A 22,848-nucleotide genomic window follows, 5' to 3' on the forward strand; every position below is an offset into this window, starting at 1 on the left:
GGCTAGATCCCCATAAAGACTAAGTCACCAATACAATATGGCTTTGAGGTAAGTTGTTATCCGTAAATAATTAGCTGAACGCTCAATTGGATCAATCGATTGTTAGGCGGGTAATGGCATGCTGGAGTCCGTTCTCCCGGAGTGTTCCCATGCTGCGCACCATTCGCCAGAAGATGATCGCCGTCAGCCTTGCCGTCTTCGCTCTCGCCCTCGGCAGTTCGGGGGCGGGCCTCTGGGTTGCCGGGTCGCTGGGCGAGGGACTGGCGGATTCGGTGCGATCGTCCTCGATCCTGCGCAACCACATGCAGGCGGACATGATGCACGACGCGCTGCGCTCGGATGTCTACGCCGCGATCCTCTCGGGCACGCCAGCGGCGGGCATTGCCATTGACGGTGTCCGGACCGATCTCGGCGAGCATGTCGCGGAATTCCGCGCGTCGATCGACGCCAACAAAGCGCTGGCCGTCGAACCGGCGATGCGCGAGGCCTTGGCAAAGGTGGAGGCGCCTTTGGCTGCCTACATCGATGCCGCCGGTCAGATCGTTGACCTCGCCACGAAGGATGCGCCCGGCGCGTTGCGCCAACTGGCGGACTTCAACACCCAGTTCACGGCACTGGAAGGCGAGATGGGGAACGCCGGCGACACCATCGAGGCGACGGCGAGCGCGGACGCTGCTGCGGCGCTCGACGTGTCGACGCTGGGCCGCTCGATGATGATCACCGCGCTGGCGATCGGCGGCGCCTTCGCGCTTCTCCTCCTCGTCTTCACACGCCGGTCGATCTCGAAGCCGATCGACCAGCTCGCCAAGGACATGCGCGAACTCGTCGGCGGACGCACCGACCTGACGCTCGCCGGCGCCGAGCGTTCCGACGAGGTGGGGGAGATCGGCCGCGCCGTGCGCGATTTCCAGGCCTTGATCGTCGCCAAGGCCGCGGCCGACGCAGCTGAGGCGGAGCGCCATCGCCTCGCGGAGATGTCGGCCGGGGAACGGGAGAAAGCCGAGCGGGCGGCGCGCGCCAAGGCGCAAGGCATGGTCGTCGACAGCCTCGCCGGCGGTCTCGGCAAGCTCGCCGGCGGCGATCTCGCCTTTCGCCTCCTCACGCCCTTTGCCGACGAATACGAGACGCTGCGCTGCGATTTTAACGACGCCATGGCCACCGTCGAGACGGCCCTCCGGGCGATCCTCAGCTCGGCCCAGACCTTTGGCGACGGCGCCAACGAGATCGGTATCGCCGCGCACGACCTCGCGACCCGTACCGAACAGCAGGCCGCAAGTCTTGAGGAGACCGCGGCCGCCGTCGATCAAATCACCTCGGCGGTCAAGCGCACGGCCCAGCGGGCCGGGCAGGCGCAGACGGTCGTCGCGAACTCCAAGCAGGATGCCGAACGCTCCGGCGAGATCGTGCGCAAGGCGGTCGCCGCCATGGGCCAGATCTCGGAATCCTCCGACAAGGTCGGGCGCATCATCGGCGTCATCGACGAGATCGCCTTCCAGACCAACCTTCTGGCGCTCAACGCCGGCGTCGAGGCCGCGCGGGCGGGCGAGGCGGGACGCGGCTTTGCCGTCGTCGCCCAGGAGGTCCGGGGCCTCGCCCAGCGCTCGGCGGAAGCGGCCAAGGAAATCAAGAGCCTGATTTCGACCTCCAGCGCGCAGGTAGGCGAAGGCGTGGAGCTCGTCGGCGAGACCGGTCTGGCGCTCGACCGGATCGCCCATCAGGTCGTCGAGCTGAACCAGCTGATCGACGAGATCTCGGCATCGGCCCGGGAGCAGTCCGCCGGGCTCGGCGACGTGAACAACGCCGTCAAACAGATGGACCTGATGACCCAGCAGAACGCCGCCATGGTCGAGCAATCGACGGCAGCCACGCAGGCGCTGGCCGGCGAGGCAGGAAATCTTCTCGCCTCCGTCTCGCGCTTCAAGGTCGGCAGCGCTCCGCGCAGCGCAGCGCGACAGGCGCGCGCCGCCTGACGACCGCCGGCCGGCGCCGCGCGCCGGAACACGCTCCGCGTCAGGCCGGGAGGGCGTCTCGCCGGATCGGCTCGAGATTGTCGGCGAACTGCCTGGTGCATTCCCGCCAGGAGAAGCTCTCTGCAAAGGCCCGGCAGCCGCGCCGGTCGATCGACAGCGCCGCCAGCGCGCCGGCCCGCAGGTCGTCAGACAGCACGGCGTGCGGCGCATCGCCGAGAATGTCCGCGGGGCCGGGCACGTCGAAGGCCGCGACCGGGGTGCCGCAGGCGAGCGCCTCCAGGACGACGAGGCCGAATGTCTCGAAGCGAGAGGGGAAGACGAAGACGTCGGCGGCGGAAAGATGCCGGGCGATGTCGTCGCCATGGCGGTAGCCGAGGAAATGCACGGCCGGAAATTCCGCCTTCAGCCGGGCCATCGCCGGGCCTTCGCCGACGACCACCTTCGAGCCCGGCAGGTCGAGGCCGAGGAAGGCCGGCAGGTTCTTCTCCGGCGAGACCCGGCCGAGATAGAGGAAGATCGGACGCGGCAGGCCGAGGAAGTCGGCGTCGAAGCCGGGGTCCTCGCGGCAAGGATGGAAGAGGGCGGTATCGACCGCGCGGCCCCAGCGGCGGATGTTGGCAAAGCCTTTCGCGGCGAGCCCCCGCTCCAGCGTCGGCGTCTGCACCATGAAGCCCGCCCCGGCATTGTGGAACCAGCGCTGCGCCGCCGTCGCCGGCCGCGGGCTGATGCCGAGTCTTGCCTCGAAATAGTCGCCGAAGCGGGTGTGGAAGGAGGTCGTGAAGGGCAGGCCGCGCTTGCGGCAATAGTGCCGTGCGGCCAGTCCGATCGGCCCCTCTACGGGAATATGGATGGCGTCCGGCCGGAAGGCGTCGATCATCTCCGGCAGGCGGCGTCCGAGCGTCATTGCCAGCCTTACCTCGGGATAGCCCGGTGCCGGGACGGTCAACGGAAAGCGGTCCGGCCCGATCACCTCTACGGCATGGCCCATCTGCCGAAGATGATGCGCGGTGGTCTCGAGCACGCGGACGACGCCGTTGACCTGCGGGGCCCAGGCGTCGGAGGCAATCAGGATGCGCATGCGGGCTCCGTCGGGGGATTTGTCTTTGCCCCCCGGTTGCGGATATGGCTGCTGGGAAGGAAATGCCAAGGTCGCCATCGCAAGGAGTACCGGCCGGTCATGAAGATCATCGTTCTGGGCGGAGACGGCTTCTGCGGATGGCCGACGAGCCTTCATCTCGCCGCGCAAGGCCACAGCGTCGTCATCGTCGACAATCTCGTCCGCCGCGCGACCGACCTCGAGCTCGGCGCCTCCAGCCTGACGCCGATCGCCGGCATCGACGAGCGGCTCGCCGCTTGGCGGGAGACCCGCAACACCCCGATCGATTTCGTCCACCTCGACGTCGCCCACGACTACGACGCACTGGAGGCGCTCTTCGCCGAGACGAGGCCGGACGCCATCGTGCATTTCGCCGAGCAGCGCGCCGCGCCCTATTCGATGAAGTCGCCGCGCCACAAGCGCTACACCGTCGACAACAACGTCAACGCCACCCATGCCGTGCTCTGCGCCATGGTCGAGGCCTGTCCGGACGCGCATCTCGTCCACCTCGGCACCATGGGCGTCTACGGCTACGGCAAGGCGCAGGGCATGACGATCCCCGAGGGCTACATCGACGCCACGCTGCGCTCGGGCGGCACCTCGGCCGACGTCGAGATCCTCTACCCCGTCGATCCCGGCTCGATCTACCACATGACCAAGACGCTGGATCAGCTGCTCTTCCTCTATTACGCCAAGAACGACGGCCTCAGGATCACCGACCTGCACCAGGGCATCGTCTGGGGCACCGCGACCGACGAGACCTTGCTCGACCCACGCCTCGTCAACCGCTTCGACTATGACGGCGACTACGGCACGGTGCTGAATCGCTTCCTGATGCAGGCCGCCATCGGCCATCCCCTGACCGTGCACGGCACCGGCGGCCAGACGCGCGCCTTCATCCACATCCGCGACACCGTGCGCTGCATCCTGTTGGCCGCCGAGACGCCGCCCGAGCGCGGGGCGCGGGTGCGGATCCTCAACCAGATGACCGAGACCCACCGCATCCGCGATCTCGCCGCGATGGTCTCGGCCATGACGGGCGTTCCGGTCGAGCATCTCGACAACCCCCGCAAGGAAGCGGCCGAGAACGAGCTCGTGGTGGCGAACGACACGCTGATGGGCCTCGGCGTCACGCCGACCAAACTGTCGGACGGGTTGCTTGCCGAGGTGGTCGACGTCGCCCGCCGCTATGCCGACCGCTGCGACCGCTCGAAGATCGTCTCGACCAGCCGCTGGGTGCGGCCGGAAGCGGCGGAGTAGGTAGGCGGCAGGGCCGCTGCCATTGCTGCAGCCAGTGCCGTTGGGGGCCGTGCCGATGCGGCCGCCCGTGAGACCCGAGGAGAAGACGATGTCCGAGAGCCGCCCGCCGTTTCCGCCCTTCACCGCCGAGACCGCGACCGAGAAGGCCCGCAAGGCCGAGGATGCCTGGAATCGGCAGGATCCCGCCGCCGTCTCGCTCGCCTATACCGAGAACAGCCGCTGGCGCAACCGGTCGGAGTTCTTCACCGGCCGGCCGGCGATCGTCGCCTTCCTCACCCGCAAATGGCAGCGCGAGCTGGACTATCGGTTGATCAAGCAGCTCTGGGCCTTCCACGACAACCGCATCGCCGTGCGCTTCGCCTACGAGTACCGCACGGCCGAGGGCGACTGGTTCCGCGCCAACGGCAACGAGAACTGGGAGTTCGATGCCAACGGCCTGATGCAGCGCCGCGAGGCCTCGATCAACGACCAGGCGATCGCCGAGACCGACCGCTGCTTCACGTGGGAGAAGGGTCCGCGACCCAGCGACTTTCCGGGGCTCGCCGAGCTCGGCCTCTAGCGCCGGGGCGTCAGGCAGACGGCACTCCGCACCGGCCGACCATCGCTCCGTGTGATCGCGCTTGCGGGCCGTGGGAAGGCCATTGCAAGCGCTTCGGAGTCCGGCGTCGGAGGACCGGCGGACAATTCGGCGGTAGATCCGCATCTGGTGGTGGCTTGGTCCCTCTGCCAAAACGTCAGTCAGGCTGCCGAAAGTGGGATACTAGGCTATCCCGATCCCTCCGGCTGTGCTTTCGTCCCCCCGCGGTGTCGCGGGCGACAGCGCAGCGAACAGCAGGCGCGCCGTGAACAGCAATTCCTTTCTCGCCGGCATCGTCCTGACCGTCATCGCCGGCATGGTCTTCTCGCTCATGGACGCCACCGGCAAGACGCTGACGGGGCTGCTCCCAGTTCTCCAGGTGGTCTGGGGTCGCTATGCCGTGCAGACCGTACTGGTCTCCTCCTACCTCGCCAGCACCTCCGGCACCCGTTTCCTCCACGCGCGGCGTCCGGTGCTACAATGCGTGCGCGGGGCGACGCTGCTCGGCGCGACTCTCCTGATGTATTTCGCGCTGGCGAAAGTGCCGCTGGCGGACGCGACGGCGGTGATGTTCTTCTCGCCGATCCTCGTCACCGTGTTCTCGGTGATCTTCCTGAAGGAGACGATCGGCCTGCACCGCATCGGCGCCGTCCTCGCCGGCTTCATTGGGGTGATCCTGATCGTCCGGCCGGGCTCGGCGGGGTTCGATCCCTATCTCCTCCTGCCGCTCTGCTCCTCGGTGCTCAACGCCGCCTATCTCATGCTGACCCGCCAGCTCGCCGGCAGCGAGGACGTGGCGGCGACGCAGTTCCACACCACCGCCACCGGCGCGGTGATCCTCTCCGTCCTCGTGATTCCGTTCTGGCAGACGCCGTCCTTACCAGTGGCAGGCCTGATGCTCCTGATCGGCACGATTGGCGCCGTCGGCCACACCCTCCTCATCAACGCCTTCCGCCACGCTCCGGCCTCGCTGCTCTCGCCCTTCCTCTACAGCCAGATGCTCTTCGCCACCGCCATCAGCCTGTTCTGGTTCGGCGACGGCCTGCACGAGACGACGCTTCTCGGCATGGCCGTGCTGGTGGGAAGCGGGCTGTATATCTGGTGGCGGGAGAACCGGAACGCGCGGGCGTTGAGGGGGGTAAGGGGGTAGGGCGGTAGTCGTGCTTTCTCTGGGCACGGCCTCTCAGCTTCGTCATCCCGGACTTGATCCGGGATCCATTCCTCTCCGCGTCCGGCGCAGTCCGCTTCAGAACGGGAATGTCCACCCTTACCGCACTCGTTTATGCGGTTTGGAATGGATCCCAGCGAAACCGTTGGTTTCGCAGAGATCAAGTCCGGGATGACGAAGTTTCGGACGTTGCGCTAGGTCTCAAGCAGCGCCGCCTACTCCTTCACCGCGCCCGTCATCGACGACACGTAATAGTCCACGAAGAACGAGTACAGGATCACCACCGGCAGTGATCCCAACAGCGCGCCGGCCATCAGCGAGCCCCATTCGTAGACGTCGCCGCGCACCAGTTCCGTCAGCACGCCGACCGGCAGCGTCTTGTTCTCCGAGGACTGGATGAAGGTCAGCGCGTAGATGAATTCGTTCCAGGCGAGCGTGAAGGCGAAGATGCCGGCGGAGATGAGGCCGGGCACCGCCAAGGGGAGCACGACGCGGGTGAGGATCTGCCAGCGGGTGGCGCCGTCGACGAGGGCGCTTTCCTCGAGCTCGAAGGGGATCGAGCGGAAATAGCCCATCAAGAGCCAGGTGCAGAACGGGATGAGGAAGGTCGGATAGGTCAGGATCAGCGCCAGCTTACTGTCGAAGATGCCGACCTGGAAGACGATGAAGGCGAGCGGGATGAAGAGGATCGAGGGTGGGATGAGGTAGGCGAGGAAGATCAGCAGGCCGCTGACCCGCGCGCCGGTGAAGCGCACCCGCTCGATCGCATAGGCCGCGAAGACCGAGGCGGCGAGCGAAATGATGGTCGAGCAGATGGCGACCAGCGTCGTGTTCCACAGCCAGCCGGGATAGGAGGTCTCGAACAAGAGGTACTTGATGTGCTCGAGCGTCGGCCCGACCACCCAGAACGGGCTGTAGACGGAGTAGTTGGTCAGCTGGTCGTTCGGCTTCACCGCGGTGATCGCCATCCAGTAGAACGGGAACAGCAGGACGAAGCAGAACACCAACAAAGGCAGGTAGATCGTCACCAGTCTGCGCGGCATCGAGTTGAACTGCGACATGCCGACGACGTCGTCGGTCAGCGTGCCGGTCGGCTCGGGATGGGTCTTGCTCATGGCATGGTCCTCGAAGATGGCGTGGCGCGGGCGGCGGGAGCGGGGCGCATCAGTCGCCGCCCCCCTGCTGCCATTTGCGCCGCTGCAGGCCGAAGAAGCTGAACAGGATGGCGGCGAGCAGGAACGGCACCATCGACACCGCGATCGCCGCGCCCTCGCCGAGCTGCCCGCCGGAAATGCCGCGCTGGAAGGACAGCGTCGCCATCAGGTGGGTGGCGTTCACCGGCCCGCCCTTGGTGAGGACGTAGATCAGCTGGAAGTCGGTGAAGGTGAAGAGCACCGAAAAGGTCATCACCACGGCGATGATCGGCGTCAGCAGCGGCAGGGTGATCCGCCGGAAACGCTGCCAGGAGGTTGCGCCGTCGAGCGCTGCCGCCTCGTGCAGCGAGACCGGAATGGTCTGCAGGCCCGCCAGCAGCGAGATCGCGACGAAGGGAATGCCGCGCCAGACATTTGCGGCCATCACCGAGATCCGCGCATTCGTCGGGTCACCGAGGAAGTTGATCGGCGAGGAGATGATCCCCCACTTCATCAGGACGTAGGAGATGATCGAGAACTGCGCGTCGAAGATCCACCAGAAGGCCAGTGCCGAGAGCACCGTCGGCACCACCCAGGGCAGGAGGATGATCGCGCGGAAGAAGGATTTCAGCGGCAGGTTCTCGTTCAGCAGCAGCGCCAGCCAGAGGCCGAGCGCGAACTTCAGCACCGAGGCGACGGCGGTGTAGGTGACGGTGTTGAACACCGAAATCCAGAAAACCCGGTCGCGCATCAGGAATTCGTAGTTCTCGAGCCCGATGAAGATGCCGGGCCGGCCTATCTTCGCGTCGGTGAAGCCGAGCCAGACGCCGAGGCCGAGCGGATAGGTGAGGAAGGCGATGAGGAACAGCGCCGCCGGCAGCATGAACAGGAAGCCGAGCCCGTTGCGGCTCTGCGACAGCCGCTCGAAGGCGGATTTTCGCGATGGCGCGGCGTGCGGTCTGGTGGTGGTGGTCGACATCGGTGTTCCTCGAAAGGGGGAGGGGACGCCCGCCGTGTGCGGACGCCGATGTTCGGGGGAGAGGTGGCCTTTTGGCGCGCTGGCGGCAGTTCGCCCCCCTCTGGGCTGCCGCCCATCTCCCCCTCAGGTGGGGAGATCGATAGTCTCCGACGCCGCAGCTTCCGATCTCCCCCCTTGAGGGGGAGATGCCCGGCAGGGCAGAGGGGGGTGAGCCCCTCAAGCCTTAGCGGTAGTAGCGGCTCGCCCGGTTCTCGGCGTTGGCGATCGCATCCTCCGGCGAGGACTGGCCGGTGACGGCTTCCGCGAACATGTCGACCAGCACGTAGTCGGCCATGGTGCCGGCCGAGGCAGCGCCCAGCGGGCCGGCATAGCCGTTCGGCCGGAGCGTCGAGGACGCCCGGGCATAGGCCGCGTGGATCGGGTTCGAGGTCCAGACCGGGTTGTTCTCGAGGCCCTTCAGCGGCTGGCAGCAATAGGCGCTGGCGCCGGTGATCCAGGCGTTGAGGTTGGCGGTGTCGTACATGTGGGCGAGATAGGCCTTCGCCGCCTCGGGGTATTTCGTGTGCGCGAAGATCGACAGGGTCGAGGTCTGGTGCAGCTCGACGCTCTCGCCGACCGGGCCGATCGGCAGATTGGTGGAGCGCATGTCGTCCATGATCTCCTTCATCGCCGGGTCCTTCTTGGCGGCGTAGTAGACCGAGACGCCGTTGGCGGTCAGCGAGACCTGGCCGGCGAGGAAGGCGCGGTTGTTGTTGACGTCCTGCCAGCTCTCGGTGCCCGGAATGAAGGTCTTGTAGAGCTCCATCGCGTACTTCACCGCGGCGAGCGTCTCCGGGCTGTTGATCGTGACCTTGCCGGCCTCGTCGACCATCTTGCCGCCATGGCTCCAGAGCAGCCAATGGGCGTAGTTGTTGCCGTCGCCGACCGCCTTGCCGTGCGGGAAGCCGGCGGGCGTGCCCTTGGCCTGCAGCGACTTGCAGAGCTCGAGGAAGCCGGCGGTGTCCTTAGGGAACTCCGAGAAGCCAGCGGCCTTCATGTGGCTGTCGCGGTACACCACGGCATTGCCGATGGCGCAGAGCGGCATGGCGATGAACTTGCCGTCGCGCTTGGCGTAGGATTCGATGCCCGAATACCAGCCGCCATTGGCCGCGCCCACGGCCTCGCCGAGCTCGGTGACATCGAGCAGCTTGTCCGGGTACTGCTGCGGGTCGTCGAACCAGCTCATCACCATGTCCGGGCCGGAGCCGACATTGGCGGCGACAGCAGCCTTCGGACGCACGTCCTCCCAGCTCTCCTTGTCGATGCGAACCTCGACGCCGGTCTTCTCGGTGAACTTTTTGGTGTTCTCGATCCAGGCGGCTTCTTCCGCCGGCACGAAGGGCGCCCAGCGCAGGAGGCGCAGCGAGGCGCCTTCCTCGGGCTTGTAGGCCGGCATCGCGCCTTGCGCGAAGGCCTGGCCGACGCCGAAGCGTCCGCCGAGGGCCGTGCCGGCGACGAGGCCGGCCGAGGCGACGAGAAGTTTTCTGCGGTCGATCATGCTGTTTCCTCCACGGGTCGGGAGTTTGGTGGATGCGCGGTCGGCCCTCCCGGGATGCCGCCGCGCTTATGCTGGGCCGAAGCGTTTCTTCCTTTAGGGAAGGAGCGCTTCGAAGCTTTGATCCTGCGCACCGGCCGCGCCGAAAATCGATCGCGACTTTCGGCCGATGCGCGTCGTCGTCCCGTCAGACCGACAGGCGCTGACCGGTGGCGGCGTCGAAGAGATGCACCGCCTTCGGGTCGATCGAGACCGGGATGAACTCGCCCGGCCGCACCGTCACGCGGTCGCGGAAGACGCAGGTGACGTCGGTATGGCCGATCTTGCCGAGCACCTGGCTTTCCGAGCCGGTCGGCTCGATCACCACCACCTGCAGCTTGATGTCGCCGCCGAGCGTGATCGCCTCCGGCCGCGCGCCATAGACCAGCGCGCGCCCCAGCGCCTCGGGGCGGGAGCCCGAGACAGGCAGCACGGTCCCGTCCTCGGTGACGAACTTCGTCGGGTCGTTCACGTCGAGCCGGCCGTTCAGCATGTTCATCGCGGGCGAGCCGATGAAGCCGGCGACGAAGAGGTTGTTCGGCCGGTCGTAGAGTTCCAGCGGCGCGCCGATCTGCTCGACCCGCCCGTCCTGCATGACGACGATCTTGTCGGCCATGGTCATCGCCTCGATCTGGTCGTGGGTGACGTAGACGGTCGTGGTGGTCAGGCGCTGGTGGAGGTTCTTGATCTCGGTGCGCATCGAGACGCGGAGCTTCGCGTCGAGGTTCGACAGCGGCTCGTCGAACAGGAAGACCTGCGGGTCGCGCACGATCGCCCGGCCCATCGCCACGCGCTGGCGCTGGCCGCCGGAGAGCTGGCGCGGATAGCGGTCGAGATAGGCGGAGAGGCCGAGGATCTCGGCGGCGGGCTTCACCCGCGTCTCGATCTCAGACTTTGCCGCGTTCTTCAGGGTCAGCGAGAAGGCCATGTTCTCGGCGACCGTCATGTGCGGGTAGAGCGCGTAGTTCTGGAACACCATGGCGATGTCCCGGTCCTTCGGCGGGAGATCGTTGACCACGCGGTCGCCGATGAAGATCTCGCCCGCTGAGACGTGCTCGAGGCCCGCCAGCATGCGCAAGAGCGTCGACTTCCCGCAGCCGGACGGGCCGACGAGGATCACGAACTCGCCGTCCTCGATGCGCACGTTGACGCCGCGGATGACGGGGTGTGCCCCGAAGGATTTCTTGACGTCGACGATATCGACCGATGCCATGCGCATTTTCCTCCCAAATCTCAGTTGGCGCGGGCTTTCAGCCTCTTGTCGCCGGTACGTCCGGCGGAGCCGGCAAAGAATGTGTTGGCTAGGTCAGCCGCGGCCGACATAGGGCATTTTCGTCGCCATGATCGTCATGGTGAGAACGTTGACGTCGAGCGGCAGCCCGGCCATCTGCACCACGGCGTCGGCGACGTGCCGGGGGTCCATCGTCGCCTCGGCGGCGGTGGTGCCGTTCGCCTGCAGCGCGCCGGACTGGATAGTGGTGGTCATCGCGCTTGCGGCATTGCCGATGTCGATCTGGCCGCAGGCGATGTCGAACGGGCGCCCGTCGAGCGCCGTCGCCTTGGTCAGGCCGGAGATCGCGTGCTTGGTCGCGGTGTAGGGCGCCGAGTTCGGCCGCGGCGTCGTCGCCGAGATCGAGCCGTTATTAATGATCCGCCCGCCGCGCGGGCTCTGCGCCTTGAACAGCCTGAAGGCTTCCTGCGTGCACAGGAAGGCACCGGTGAGGTTGGCCGCGACAATGCTGTTCCACTGCTCGAACGAGACGTCTTCCAGCGCGATCGGCGGCACGTTGGTGCCGGCATTGTTGACGAGAAGGTCGAGCCGGCCGAAGCGGCTCTTGATCTCGGCGAAGAGGCCGGTGACGGAGGCGGGATCGCCGATATCGGCGGCGACGGCGACGATCCGGCCGTCATCGCCGGAGAGCTCGGTAACGGCAGCATCCAGCACGTCGCGTCGGCGGCCGGTGATCACCAACGTCCAGCCGGCTTCCATCAGCGCCTTGGTCATCGCCTTGCCGACGCCGGTGCCACCGCCGGTGACGAGGCCAATTCGGGATGAGGAGGGGGCTTGGCTCATGCGGGTCTCGCTCATGGCATCAGCTCGAGGGCGTCGTGGAAGAAGTCCACGCCGCCGAAATTGCCGGATTTCAGGGCCAGCCGCATGTCGGGGCCGGCAATGCTCTTCAGCACCGGAACGCCCGGCGCGATCTCGGGGCCGAGCTCGAAGGCGGTGAGGCCGAGCCGGTCGACCACCGCGCCCGAGGTCTCGCCCCCCGCGACGACGAGCCGGTGCACGCCGGCGGCGACGAGGCCGGCGGCGATTTCGGCGAAGGCCTCTTCGATCGCCCGCCCGACTGCCATGCCGCCATGGCTCTTCTGCAGCGAGGTGACGGCCTCGGGCGCCGCCGTCGAGGCGATAAGCACCGGGCCGTCGGAAAGCCTCGCCTCGGCCCAGGCGAGCGCCTCGGCCACCGCTTCGGGGCCGGCCAGCACCGCCTCGGTGTCGAGCCGCAGCACCGGCATGATCGCGTCCGCCGCCGCCACCTGGCGCAGCGTCTGAGCCGAGCAGCTGCCGGAAAGGCAAGCGGAGAACCCACCGAGCGCGGCGAAGGGTTTTGCGCCGGCCCGCTCGCCTTCGGGCGCCAGCGCCCGGGCAAGGCCGAGGCCGAGGCCGGAGGCGCCGACGGAAAGTTTCTGGAAAAGAGCCGCCCGGCCGATGGTCTCGAGATCCGCCTCGAACACGGCATCGACGATCGCCGCGCCCTCGCCACGCGCCGACGCCGCCGCCAGCGCTGCCGCCACCGCCTCGGGGCCCTCGGCCACGGTTGCAAGACTGACGAGGCCGACAGCCTGGGTGGACTGACGCGCCAAGACCCGGCGCAGGTCGCTGTCGCGCATCGGGTTGAGCGGATGGTCCTTCATCGGGCTCTCGGCTAGCGGAACGCCCAGCACGAAGAGGTTGCCGGCATAGACGGTGCGGCCGGTCTCCGGAAAAGCGGGGGTAACCAGCACCGCCGCGTCCCCCGTCCGCTCGCGCAGCGCATCCATCACCTGGCCGATATTGCCGGCATCGGTGGAATCGAAGGTCGAGCAGACCTTGAAGAGAACATGCCCGGCCCCATGCGCCGTGATCCAGTCCTGCGCGGCCCGCGACAGCGCGACAGCCTCGGCGGCGGGGATCGAGCGGCTCTTCAGCGACACCACCACGGCGTCGACGTCCGGCAGCACGAGGCCGGCTGCCGGCACGCCGATCGTCTGGACCGTGCGCAGGCCGTTCTTCGCCAGCGTATTGGCAAGGTCGGAGGCGCCGGTATAGTCGTCGGCGATGGCGCCGAGGCGGAGCGTCATGCCGTCGCCCCGCTGGCTTGCCGGGCGATGTCCAGCCAGCCGAGGCCGTCGAGCGTTGCGCCCGCGGGGCGGTATTCGCAGCCGACGAAGCCGGTATAGCCGAGCCGGTCGATCTCGGCGAAGACAGCGAGATCGTTCAGCTCCCCGGTCATCGGCTCGTGCCGCGCCGGAACGCTCGCGACCTGCACATGGCCGATGATCGGCATCAGGTCCCGCAAGGCCACGGTGACGTCGCCGTGCAGGATCTGGCAGTGGTAGATGTCGAACTGCAGTTTGAGGTTCGGAAGGTCGAGGTCGTGGATCAGTGCCGCGGCGGCGCCGAAATCGTTGAGAAAATAGCCGGGCATGTCGCGGCCGTTGATCGGCTCGAGCACGAGGTCGATCCCGGCCTCGCCGAGCCGCGCGGCGGTCCAGGCGACGGCGTCGCGGTAGGCATCGACGGCCTGGGGATCCCGGGGATCGCCGAGCCCCGCCATCAGGTGCAGGCGCTTGACGCCGGTCGCCTCGGCATAGGCGAGTGCCGCCTCGACGCCCTCGCGCAGCTCGCCGGCCCGCTCCGGCAGGCAGGCGATCCCGCGTTCGCCAGAAGCCCAATGGCCAGGCGGCAGGTTGAACAGCGCCTGCGTCAGGCCGTTGTCGGCGAGCTGGCGCCCGATCTCCTCGGCCGGGTGGTCGTAGGGAAACAGGAACTCGACGGCGTCGAAGCCCGCATCCGCCGCCGCCGCGAAACGGTCGAGGAACGGCACCTCGTTGAACATCATGGTGAGATTGGCGGCAAAGCGCGGCATCAGGCGGGCTTTCCGGGTTCAGCGGAGGAAGCGGTCGCCTGTGCGGTACCGGGCACCTGCGAGGTACCGAGCCCCTCTGAAGCGCCGGGCAAATCGACGCCGGCGAGCGCGGCGTAGACGCGCGCGACCGACGCATCGTCCTCGCGGCCCATGCCGGAGCCGGAAGCGGCAAGAAACATCTGCAACGCTGCGGCCGAGATCGGCACCGGAAACCGCGCCGTCCGCGCCATGTCCTGGACGATGCCAAGATCCTTCACGAAGATGTCGACCGCGCTCTTCGGCCGGTAGTCGCCGTCGAGGACGTGCGGGATGCGGTCGGCAAACATCCAGGAATTGCCGGCCGAGGCAGTGATGACCTCGTAGACCCTGCCGAGATCGAGGCCTTGCTTGGCGGCAAACGCGATCGCCTCGCAGGCGGCGGCGATGTGGACGCCGGCGAGCAGCTGGTTGATTATCTTGAACGCGGCCCCGGCGCCCGCGGCATCACCAAGTTCGTAGACCTTGGCCGCCACGGCATCGAGGCCGGGCCGGGCCTTCTCGAAGGCAGCAGTGGAGCCCGAGGCCATCATCGTCAGCTCGCCCTTGGCCGCGCGCACCGGCCCGCCCGACATGGGGGCATCGAGGTAGAGCCGGCCGGCCGCCTCGAGCTTTGCGGCAAGACGGCGGGCGATGTCGGGATCCATGGTGGCGGAGGAGACGAAGACCGCGCCCGGTTCCATCGCGTCGGCGATCCCGCTTTCGCCAAACAGCAGCGCCTCGGTCTGGGCGGCGTTGACGACGACGCTGAACACCACGTCCGCGCCGCGCACGGCCTCCATGGCACTGGCGGCGGCGGTGCCGCCGGCATCGGCAAAGGCGTCGAGGGCAGCGGGGGTGACGTCGAAGCCGGCGACCTGGTGGCCGGCGCGCAGCAGCGAGCTGGCCATGCCAATGCCCATCGAGCCCAGCCCGATGACGGCAGAGCGTCTGCTGTGAACGGAAGGGTCCGTCGCCATGTTTCCTCCCCCGCGGGGGGAAAAATCCTCCCGCTCCCGATGGCCGTGACGGCTCTTGCGGGTGCTGCCTTTTGCAAGCTTGCCTGACGCTAGCCGACCTTGGCAGCGCTGCCAACCCAAAACTGGCAGCGCTGCCAAATATCCGAGACGCCGCCTCGAAACTGTGCAAGATCGGGCCGGGCATGCTCGCCCGGCGGGCGAACCTGCCGGCAAACCTGAACAGGCAGCACCGTGCAGTCAGAAGAGATGCGGAATCGCAAGGCACGCGGCGGGGCGTCGGTGACCATCAGCGAGGTGGCGCGGCTCGCCGGCGTCAGCGAGAGCACGGTGTCGCGGGTGCTGCGCGAGCAAGGCGCTTCCTCGCAAAAGGTGCGGGCGCGGGTGCGCGAGGCGGTGGAGACGCTCGGCTACGTCCCGAACCGGCTGGCCGGCACGCTCGCCTCGGCCGGCTCGACGCTCGTCGGCGTCGTCATCGCCTCGCTCGGCAATGTGGTGTTCCCCGATCTCCTGCGCGGCATCAGCCGGGTGCTCGACACCGCCGGCTACCAGCCGGTGATCGGCGTCACCGACTACGACATCGACCGTGAGGAAAAGCTTGTCGCCGCTATGCTCGCCTGGCGGCCGGCCGCGCTTGTCGTCACCGGCCTCGACCACACGCCGCGAACATCCGCCATGCTGCGCGGCGCGGGCGTCCGGATTGCCGAGGTGCTGGACGTCGACGGCGAGGGCATCGACATCGTGGTCGGCTATTCCAACCGGGCCGCCGGCGAGGCGAGCGCGGCGCTGCTGCTGCGCCGCGGCCACCGGCGCATCGGCTATGTCGGCCACGACCTGTCGCACGACCACCGCGCGGAGAAGCGCCGAGACAGTTTCCTGGCCACGTTGGCGAGGGAGGGCGTCCCGCTGGTCGCGGAGACGATCATGCGCACGCCCTCCTCGATCGAATCCGGCCGCGATGGCCTCGCGCTGCTGCTTGGCCAGACCCCGGATCTCGACGCGGTCTATTTCTCCAACGACGACATGGCGCTGGGCGGGCTGTTCCACTGCCTGTCGCACGGCATCGCCATTCCGGGCGACCTTGCCGTCATGGGCTACAACGGACTGGACATCACCCGCCTCGCACCACAGCCGCTGACGACGATCCTGACGCCGCGCACCCGCGTCGGCGAGGTCGCGGCCGAGCTGCTGTTTGCCGGCGGACCGGCCGAGACGGTCGATCTCGGCTTCGAACTGATCGAGGGCGCCACCGTATGAAAGGGATGAGATGACCGACGAAGCGCAGCTGCGGGACGAGATCGTGCGCACCGGGGCGCTGCTCTACGAACGCCGGCTGGCGCATGCCAGCGCCGGCAATCTCTCGGTGCGGCTGGCGGACGGATCGATCCTCGTCACCCCCACCAACTCCTCGCTCGGCCGGCTCGACGCGAGCCGCATCTCGAAGGTCTCGCCGGACGGCACGCTGTTGGCCGGCGACCCGCCGTCGAAGGAGGCCTTCTTCCACCTTGCGGTCTACGCCGTACGGCCGACGGCGCAGGCGATCGTGCATCTCCACTCCACTGCTTCGGTCGCCGTCTCCTGCCTCTGCCACGCCGATCCCTCGAACGTCCTGCCGCCGCTCACCGCCTATCACGTGATGAAGGTCGGCAAGCTGCCGCTGGTACCGTATTTCCGGCCGGGCGACCGGGCGCTGGCGTCAGCGGTCGAGACCGCCGCCCGCGACCACCACGCGATGCTGCTGGCCAATCATGGCCCGATCGTCGCGGGAAAATCGCTGGAAGACGCGGTGCTGATCATGGAGGAACTGGAGGAGACAGCGAAGATCTTCTTCCTCCTCGGCGACCGCAAGACTTCGCCGCTGACCTGCGAGGCCGTCGAGGACCTGGCAAGGGCCTTCCCGAGCTAGACAGCGGCCGCCGACGGGCCGCGGGGGTGGCGCCGGAACAGCTGTCCGTCAGCCGCGTGTGCCGCAGGCGCGCTCCGGCGCTTGCCCGGCGCTTTCGCCGCCCTTGACGCCGAAACCGTCGAGCATGACGGCGGTGAAGGTCGCGTTGGCGGGGCGGGCGAAGAAATAGCCCTGGCCGAGCGGGCAGCCGAGCCCGCGCAGATGCTCGGCCTCGGCCAGACCCTCGATGCCCTCCGCGATGACGTCGAGCCGCAGCTTGCGGGCGAGGTCGATCAGCGCCTCGACGATCGGTCCGCTTGCCCGGTCCGTCAGCATGCCGTGGACGAAGGACTTGTCGATCTTGATGACGTCGACCGGCAGGCTGCGCAGATGCGTCAGCGAGGCGTAGCCGGTGCCGAAATCGTCGAGCGCGACGCGCAGGCCGTCGCGGCGGAGATCGTCGACGGTCTGCACGACGGCGGCGTGCTTGTCGTCGAGGAAGATCGTCTCGGTCACCTCCAGTAGCACCTTGCCCAGCGGCACGTCGTGCTGGCCGAAGGCGTCCATCAGCCGGTTCCGCAGGTCACCGACCTGAAAATCGGTGGCGGCGATGTTGACGCCGACATGGTCGATGGTCAGCCCGGCATCGAACCAGCGCCGGATGTCGGCCGCCACCTGCGGCAGCATGGCGCTGGTGAGGTCGTGGCCGATGCGCGGGTCGGCCAGCGCTTCATGGAAGTCGACGGCCGATACCACCGTGCCATCCCGCCCGATCATCCTTGCGAGGGCCTCGACCCCGGTGAGCCGGCAGGTGTCGAGCCGCACGATCGGCTGGTAGAACGGCACGATCCGCCCCTCGGCCAGCGCCTCGTCCACCTTCCGCATGGTGGCGGTGCGGCGAACGATCGCCGCCCGCATGTCGTCGCGGAACTCGGCATAGCCGCCGCGGCCCCGCCGCTTGCTCTCGTAGAGCGCAAGGTCCGCCTTCTGACGCAGCGTTTCCGGCGTGTCGCTGACGCTGGCGCTGGCGCCGCCGATCGACACCTGAGGCGTGATCATCTGGTCCTCGAACCTCAGCTTCTCCTGCATCGCGGCGTGGATCGCCTGGCTGGTGGCCTCCAGCCGGCGCGGTGATACCGGTCGTTCGAACATCACCTTGAACTCGTCGCCGCCGATCCGTGCCACCAGGCAGTCCTCGCCGACCGCGCCGGTGATCCGGGTCGCCACGGTCCGCAACAGCACGTCGCCGGCATCATGGCCCAGCGTGTCGTTGACCTCCTTCAACCGGTCGACATCGATCATCAGCATGCCGATCGCCTCGCCGCTTTCGATCGCGGCGGCCGATACCGCATCGCGCCGGCTGAAGATCCGGGTCAGGTTGAGCGCCGCATAGGCACGGTTGGCAAGGCCGGTCAGGGCATCATGGTGCGCGGTGTGCCAGAGCGCCTGTTCGGAGGCGTGCTGTTGTGAAATATCCTGGAGAATGCCGAACAGGTGGACGGGCACGCCGTCGACGCCATCGACGTCGCCGGCAATCCGCACCCATTTATGCGCCCCTGCCGCGGTGGCGATCTCGATCTCCTGGTTGAAGCTGCCGCCTTGCCGGATCGCCCGTTCGACCAGCGCGCTGAACAGGGCCCGGCTCGTTTCAGGAAAGATCGACAGTGCCCGGGCCCGCGTCATCGGCGTGCCGACCGGGATTTCGCAGATCCGGTAGAGTTCATCCGACCAGGTCACAGCTTCGGACGCGAGGTCGAAGGCCCATCCGCCGACATGGGCAAGTTCCTCGCTGCGTTCGAACTGGCGGCTGCTCGCCAGAAGTTTTAGGCGCTCGGCTTCGGAGAAGCGGCGCTGGCTCTCGGCGTCGGAGGAGCCTCGCAGGATTTCGTGGGCAGCCCGGTCGTCCTCGATCAAAGCCAGCGCCACGACCGCCAGTTCGCGCAGCATGTCGACGTCTTCGGGCGACAGCTGCCGCGGTTCGGGGTCGAGCAGGCAGAGCGTGCCCAGCGCCAGGCCGGCTCCGGAGGTCAGCGGCACGCCGGCATAGAAGCGGATGCCGAGCGCGCCGGCGACGAGGCTCGACCGGTCGAAGCGAGGATCGTTTCGCGCATCCTCGACCAGCATCACCCCGTCCTGCCGGATCGCTTCGGTGCAGAAAGCCTGGCCCAGCGGGAAGCTTCCGGCGGAGATGCCACTGACGGCGGCGAAGCGAACCTCGTGCTTTTCGACCAGCGTCACCCCGCAGATGGCCACGCCGAAACGGAGGCGCGTCGTATCGACCAAGGCCTGAAGTGCCTGTGTCGGCGCCTTTGAAGGACCGGTGGCTCCGTGCGCCTCGGCCAGCGGGTCCATATCGTCTTGGAATTGGGATGACACGGACGTTGCCTCGCCGATCGGAGATCCGCCCATAATATAGCTGGCTACCGAATAAGAAAACGTGAAATGTGGGGGAGTTGCATCCTCAGCTTGAAATGTCTCGACCCAAAACCGCCGCAAGGGAAGGTGGGCTTTGGAGAGGTCCTCACTTGTCTGGAGCCTTCGGCGAGCGTCCGAACTGACGACGGTCGATATAAGCTTTAAATTATAAGTCAGGGTGACCTTGTGCGCCCATCGAGACGCACAAGGTTTTCCGCACATGGTCTAGAGACGCTGCTGGGCAACCAAGATGTTTTCCAGACAAGACTCCGCGGCAACTTGCAAAGCATGAGCGTCCATCAGGCGGGCCCAGGGTATTAAAACCCTCTAGTAGGTCGCCCGTCCGCCGGAAATGTCGAAGACAGCGCCGGTGGTGAAGGAGCACTCTCCGCTCGCAAGCCAGCAGACGAGGCTCGTGACCTCGTCGACCGTGCCGAAACGCCCGATCGGGATCTTCGACAGCATGAAGGCGATGTGCGCCTCGCTCATCTGGTCGAAGATCGCGGTCTTCACCGCCGCGGGTGTGACGGCGTTGACGGTGACGCCGGATGCGGCGAGCTCCTTGCCGAGCGACTTTGTGAGGCCGATCACCGCGGCCTTGGAGGCGGAATAGGCCGAGGCGTTGGGATTGCCCTCCTTGCCGGCGACCGAGGCGATGTTGACGATCCGCCCGTAGCCCGCGGCCTTCATCACCGCCGCCACCGCCTTGTTGCAGTGGAAGAGGCCGTGGACGTTGACGTCGAACACCTGGCGCCACGCGTCGACGGGATAGTCGATGAGCGTGGCGTTCGGGCCGGTGATGCCGGCCGAGGCGACGAGGATGTCGATGCCCCCGAGCTGCGCTACGGTATCGGCGGCGGCCCGCTCGACCGCCGGCCAGTCGGTGATGTCGAGGCCGATGGCGATGCCGCCGATATCGGCGGCGGCAGCGGTCGCACGCGCCGCATCGCGGTCCCAGATCGCCACCCGCGCGCCCTCGTTGGTCAGCCGCGCTGCGACGGCGCGGCCGATGCCGGAGGCCCCGCCGGTGACGACCGCCCGGCGGCCCTCGAAGCGGGCGCTCATTCGGCGGCCGGGGCGTAGACGCTCTCGAACGAGACGACGTCCTGGCGCTGCTCGCCGAGCCTGTCGATGCCGAGCGTTACGACGTCACCGGCCTTGAGGTAGCGCGGCGGCTTCTGGCCCATGCCGACGCCGGGCGGCGTGCCGGTGGTGATGACGTCGCCGGGCTCGAGCGTCAGGAAGCGACTGACATAGGCGACGATGTGGGCGACGGTGAAGATCATCGTGGCGGTGGTGCCGGTCTGCTGGCGCACGCCGTTGACGTCGAGCCACATCGACAGCGACTGCGGATTGCCGACCTCGTCGGAGGTCACCAGCCAGGGCCCGATCGGGCCGAACGTGTCGCAGCCCTTGCCCTTGTCCCAGGTGCCGCCGCGCTCGATTTGGAACTCCCGCTCGGAGACGTCGTGGATCAGGGCATAGCCGGCGACGTGCTTCAGCGCGTCGGCCTCGGCGACGTAGCGGGCGGTGGTGCCGATGACGACGCCGAGCTCGACCTCCCAGTCGGTCTTCACCGAGCCTTGCGGCAGCATGACGTCGTCGTTCGGACCGACGATGCAGCTTGTCGCCTTGGTGAACACCACCGGCTCGCTTGGTACCGGCAGCCCGGATTCGGCGGCATGGTCGGAGAAGTTGAGGCCGATGGCGATGAACTTGCGCACCCGCGCGACCGGGCAGCCGAGACGCGTGCCTGCGGCGACCTCGGGCAAGGTCGCGGGGTCGATCGCCGTCAGCCGGGCCAGGCCCTCGGGCGACAGCGCGGCATCGTCGATATCGGCGATCACCCCCGACAGATCCCGGAGGGTCCCGTCGGCAGCGAGTAGGCCCGGACGTTCAGAGCCGAAAGGCCCGTGGCGCAGCAGTTTCATGCAGTATCTCCCAAACCCCCAACGGCCCTTTGGGCGCACTCTCCCCGGACCCTAGCGTTTTGAGTGATCGAATTCGCCGGCACGGTCAATGCGTCGGCGGTCAACTTCTGGACTAGTAGCCCAGTTTTTTCGAGAAAGCGCTGGCGGCTTTGGAAACGCGGGTCCAACAGGGGGCGCACGGCCCATGGGCCGCGCCCCCATCGGGCTGATACGGGAGCCCTACATGTTTACCGGGACGGTCAGCGACAGCGTCTTGCCGCCGACGCCGTCGGGCGGCGCGGGGATCGGGCTCGCGCGTCGCACCAGAGCGACCGCTTCGTCATCGAACTCGGCATTGCCGGAGGACGAGGCGAGCCTTGCCGACAGCACCCTTCCGCCGCGGTCGATGGTGACGGCGACCCGCGCAACGCCGCGGGTGCGCACCGACACCTGGCGCCGGAATTTGCGGAAATGGCTGACCGCCTGGCGCTGCCAGGACGCCGGGGACACGCGCGGCGCCGCAGCGCTGTTGCTGGCCGCGGGGGCCCGCGAGGCCGGTGCAGCAGCGGCCGCCCGCGACACGGCGCGCTTTGGCGGCGGCGCGGCGGCCTTGCGCGGCCTTGGCTTTTCCGGTGCCTTCTCCGCCACCGCGGGTCGCGGCCGCGGCGGCGTCGGGCGCGCCATCGGGATGGGGGCGTTGAGGACCGCGTCCGCCGTCGTCTCCGCTGCCGGCAGCTCCGGCACGACCTCTTCCTCGACCGGCTCAGGCTCAGGCGGCGGCGCTGGCTCGGGTGGCGGCTCGACGACAGGCGGTTCCGGCGGCGGGGGCTCGGCAATCGGCGGCTCGACCGGAGGAGGCGGCTCCACGGGCGGCGACTCCACCACCGGGGGCTCCGGCTCCGGCGGGGCGGGTTCGGGCGGCGGCGGAGCCACCTTCGGCTCCGGCGGCGGCGGTTCGACGACGGGGGGCGGCGCGACGGGCTCGGGCGGGGCCTCGGCGATCTCGGCTTCAGGCTCCGGCTCGGGCGCCGGCGGCGGCGCCTCGACCTCGGCGACCAAGGGCTCGAGCTCGATCATCACGGCCTCGTTGACCGCGCCCTCGACGCCCTCCGGCTGCGGCATGGCGAGCGCCAGCCAGACGGCGCCGGCATAGGCGCCGGCGACGAAGGTGGCGGCAAGACCCCAGCGCCAGAAGCCGTTGCCGGACGCCTCGATGGCGCGCGGGTCTCTGCCTCGGTTCATGGTGCCGTTGGACCGCTGGCGGCGTCAGTCGGCACGGCCGGCGCGCTCTGCAGCGGCGCGCCCGTCGCAGTTGGCGTGGCAGCGGCGGCCTGGCCGGTGTCCTCGAGACCGACGAGGCCGATCTTCAGGTAGCCGGCGCCGCGAAGTCCGTTCATCACCTCCATCAGGTCGGCATAGGCGACCTTGCCGTCGGCCCGGAGGTAGATGCGCTGCTCGCGGTCGCCTTCGGTGCGCGCATCGAGCGTCGCCTGCAGCGCTTCGCGCGGCACCGTGTCGTTGCCGACCGACAGCGACAGGTCGTCCTTCACCGTCAGGAACAGCGGCTCCTCCGGCCGGGGCTGCGGCGCGGCGTTGGAGACCGGCAGGTCGACGGGAATGTCGACGGTCGAAAGCGGCGCGGCAACCATGAAGATGATCAGGAGCACCAGCACGACGTCGATGAAGGGGGTGACGTTGATGTCGGAGACTTCGCCGATGTCGTCGTCGCCGCTGTCCTTGAGGCTGATCCCCATGGC

20 protein-coding genes are annotated in these 22,848 nt (G+C 68.0%); 6 read left to right on the plus strand and 14 right to left on the minus strand.

The window, feature by feature from the left end; all coding sequences use genetic code 11:
• Nucleotides 1-149: 149 nt before the first annotated feature.
• Nucleotides 150-1,970: a methyl-accepting chemotaxis protein gene (locus ACZLZY_RS19460; protein WP_472935702.1), complete on the plus strand. Its 1,821-nt coding sequence runs from the start codon at nt 150-152 to the stop codon at nt 1,968-1,970.
• Between the two features lie 40 nt (nt 1,971-2,010).
• Here the strand turns inward: ACZLZY_RS19460 and ACZLZY_RS19465 are convergent, their stop codons facing one another.
• Entirely contained in the window at nt 2,011-3,048 is a 1,038-nt protein-coding gene (locus ACZLZY_RS19465) for a glycosyltransferase family 4 protein (RefSeq protein WP_472935703.1), read from the minus strand.
• Between the two features lie 99 nt (nt 3,049-3,147).
• On the opposite strand from ACZLZY_RS19465, the gene ACZLZY_RS19470 reads away from it, so the two are divergent.
• The 3 genes from ACZLZY_RS19470 (at nt 3,148) to ACZLZY_RS19480 (ending at nt 6,053) form a co-directional block, all read left to right on the plus strand.
• Nucleotides 3,148-4,326 (plus strand): NAD-dependent epimerase/dehydratase family protein, encoded by a 1,179-nt coding sequence (locus ACZLZY_RS19470; RefSeq protein WP_472935704.1) that lies wholly within the window; start codon nt 3,148-3,150, stop codon nt 4,324-4,326.
• Nucleotides 4,327-4,414: 88 nt separating this feature from the next.
• Nucleotides 4,415-4,885 carry a nuclear transport factor 2 family protein gene (locus ACZLZY_RS19475; protein WP_472935705.1) on the plus strand — a complete coding sequence of 157 codons (471 nt, stop codon included), beginning with the start codon at nt 4,415-4,417 and terminating at the stop codon, nt 4,883-4,885.
• A gap of 283 nt (nt 4,886-5,168) precedes the next feature.
• Entirely contained in the window at nt 5,169-6,053 is an 885-nt protein-coding gene (locus tag ACZLZY_RS19480) for a DMT family transporter (protein WP_472935706.1), read from the plus strand.
• A 233-nt stretch (nt 6,054-6,286) separates the two neighbouring features.
• On the opposite strand, the gene ACZLZY_RS19485 is transcribed toward ACZLZY_RS19480, so the two are convergent.
• From ACZLZY_RS19485 to ltnD, 8 genes are all read right to left on the minus strand, one after another.
• Complete coding sequence (locus ACZLZY_RS19485) at nt 6,287-7,186, minus strand: carbohydrate ABC transporter permease (RefSeq protein WP_472935707.1); 900 nt, start codon at nt 7,184-7,186, stop codon at nt 6,287-6,289.
• A 49-nt stretch (nt 7,187-7,235) separates the two neighbouring features.
• Entirely contained in the window at nt 7,236-8,183 is a 948-nt protein-coding gene (locus ACZLZY_RS19490; protein WP_472935708.1) for a carbohydrate ABC transporter permease, read from the minus strand.
• A 223-nt stretch (nt 8,184-8,406) separates the two neighbouring features.
• Nucleotides 8,407-9,720 (minus strand): ABC transporter substrate-binding protein, encoded by a 1,314-nt coding sequence (locus ACZLZY_RS19495; protein ID WP_472935709.1) that lies wholly within the window; start codon nt 9,718-9,720, stop codon nt 8,407-8,409.
• Between the two features lie 184 nt (nt 9,721-9,904).
• Nucleotides 9,905-10,969, minus strand: a complete 1,065-nt coding sequence (locus ACZLZY_RS19500; protein ID WP_472935710.1) for an ABC transporter ATP-binding protein — start codon at nt 10,967-10,969, stop codon at nt 9,905-9,907.
• Nucleotides 10,970-11,062: 93 nt separating this feature from the next.
• On the minus strand, nt 11,063-11,830 hold the full coding sequence (locus ACZLZY_RS19505) for an SDR family oxidoreductase (RefSeq protein ID WP_472935711.1): 768 nt from the start codon (nt 11,828-11,830) through the stop codon (nt 11,063-11,065).
• A gap of 11 nt (nt 11,831-11,841) precedes the next feature.
• A complete protein-coding gene (otnK, locus tag ACZLZY_RS19510) occupies nt 11,842-13,101 on the minus strand; it encodes a 3-oxo-tetronate kinase (RefSeq protein ID WP_472935712.1) in 1,260 nt (419 codons plus the stop codon).
• The gene (otnI, locus tag ACZLZY_RS19515; protein WP_472935713.1) at nt 13,098-13,889 is read right to left on the minus strand and encodes a 2-oxo-tetronate isomerase; all 792 of its coding nucleotides are present in this window, start codon (nt 13,887-13,889) and stop codon (nt 13,098-13,100) included. Before otnI ends, otnK begins: the two co-directional genes overlap by 4 nt.
• On the minus strand, nt 13,889-14,884 hold the full coding sequence (gene ltnD, locus ACZLZY_RS19520) for an L-threonate dehydrogenase (RefSeq protein WP_472935714.1): 996 nt from the start codon (nt 14,882-14,884) through the stop codon (nt 13,889-13,891). The genes otnI and ltnD overlap by 1 nt, the downstream gene beginning before the upstream one ends.
• A 246-nt stretch (nt 14,885-15,130) precedes the next feature.
• On the opposite strand from ltnD, the gene ACZLZY_RS19525 reads away from it, so the two are divergent.
• Both ACZLZY_RS19525 and otnC read left to right on the plus strand, forming a co-directional pair.
• Nucleotides 15,131-16,138 carry a LacI family DNA-binding transcriptional regulator gene (locus ACZLZY_RS19525; RefSeq protein WP_472935715.1) on the plus strand — a complete coding sequence of 336 codons (1,008 nt, stop codon included), beginning with the start codon at nt 15,131-15,133 and terminating at the stop codon, nt 16,136-16,138.
• Between the two features lie 10 nt (nt 16,139-16,148).
• Nucleotides 16,149-16,787 carry a 3-oxo-tetronate 4-phosphate decarboxylase gene (gene otnC, locus ACZLZY_RS19530; RefSeq protein WP_472935716.1) on the plus strand — a complete coding sequence of 213 codons (639 nt, stop codon included), beginning with the start codon at nt 16,149-16,151 and terminating at the stop codon, nt 16,785-16,787.
• Between the two features lie 48 nt (nt 16,788-16,835).
• Here the strand turns inward: otnC and ACZLZY_RS19535 are convergent, their stop codons facing one another.
• From ACZLZY_RS19535 to exbD, 5 genes are all read right to left on the minus strand, one after another.
• On the minus strand, nt 16,836-19,142 hold the full coding sequence (locus ACZLZY_RS19535; RefSeq protein WP_472935717.1) for a putative bifunctional diguanylate cyclase/phosphodiesterase: 2,307 nt from the start codon (nt 19,140-19,142) through the stop codon (nt 16,836-16,838).
• Between the two features lie 366 nt (nt 19,143-19,508).
• Entirely contained in the window at nt 19,509-20,246 is a 738-nt protein-coding gene (locus ACZLZY_RS19540; protein ID WP_472935718.1) for an SDR family NAD(P)-dependent oxidoreductase, read from the minus strand.
• Nucleotides 20,243-21,112 (minus strand): fumarylacetoacetate hydrolase family protein, encoded by an 870-nt coding sequence (locus ACZLZY_RS19545; RefSeq protein ID WP_472935719.1) that lies wholly within the window; start codon nt 21,110-21,112, stop codon nt 20,243-20,245. Before ACZLZY_RS19545 ends, ACZLZY_RS19540 begins: the two co-directional genes overlap by 4 nt.
• Before the next feature lie 219 nt (nt 21,113-21,331).
• Nucleotides 21,332-22,333, minus strand: a complete 1,002-nt coding sequence (locus ACZLZY_RS19550; RefSeq protein WP_472935720.1) for an energy transducer TonB family protein — start codon at nt 22,331-22,333, stop codon at nt 21,332-21,334.
• Nucleotides 22,330-22,845: a TonB system transport protein ExbD gene (exbD, locus tag ACZLZY_RS19555; protein ID WP_472935721.1), complete on the minus strand. Its 516-nt coding sequence runs from the start codon at nt 22,843-22,845 to the stop codon at nt 22,330-22,332. Before exbD ends, ACZLZY_RS19550 begins: the two co-directional genes overlap by 4 nt.
• Nucleotides 22,846-22,848: the final 3 nt, after the last annotated feature.

It is taken from the genome of Mesocryomonas lacus, from assembly GCF_055730135.2.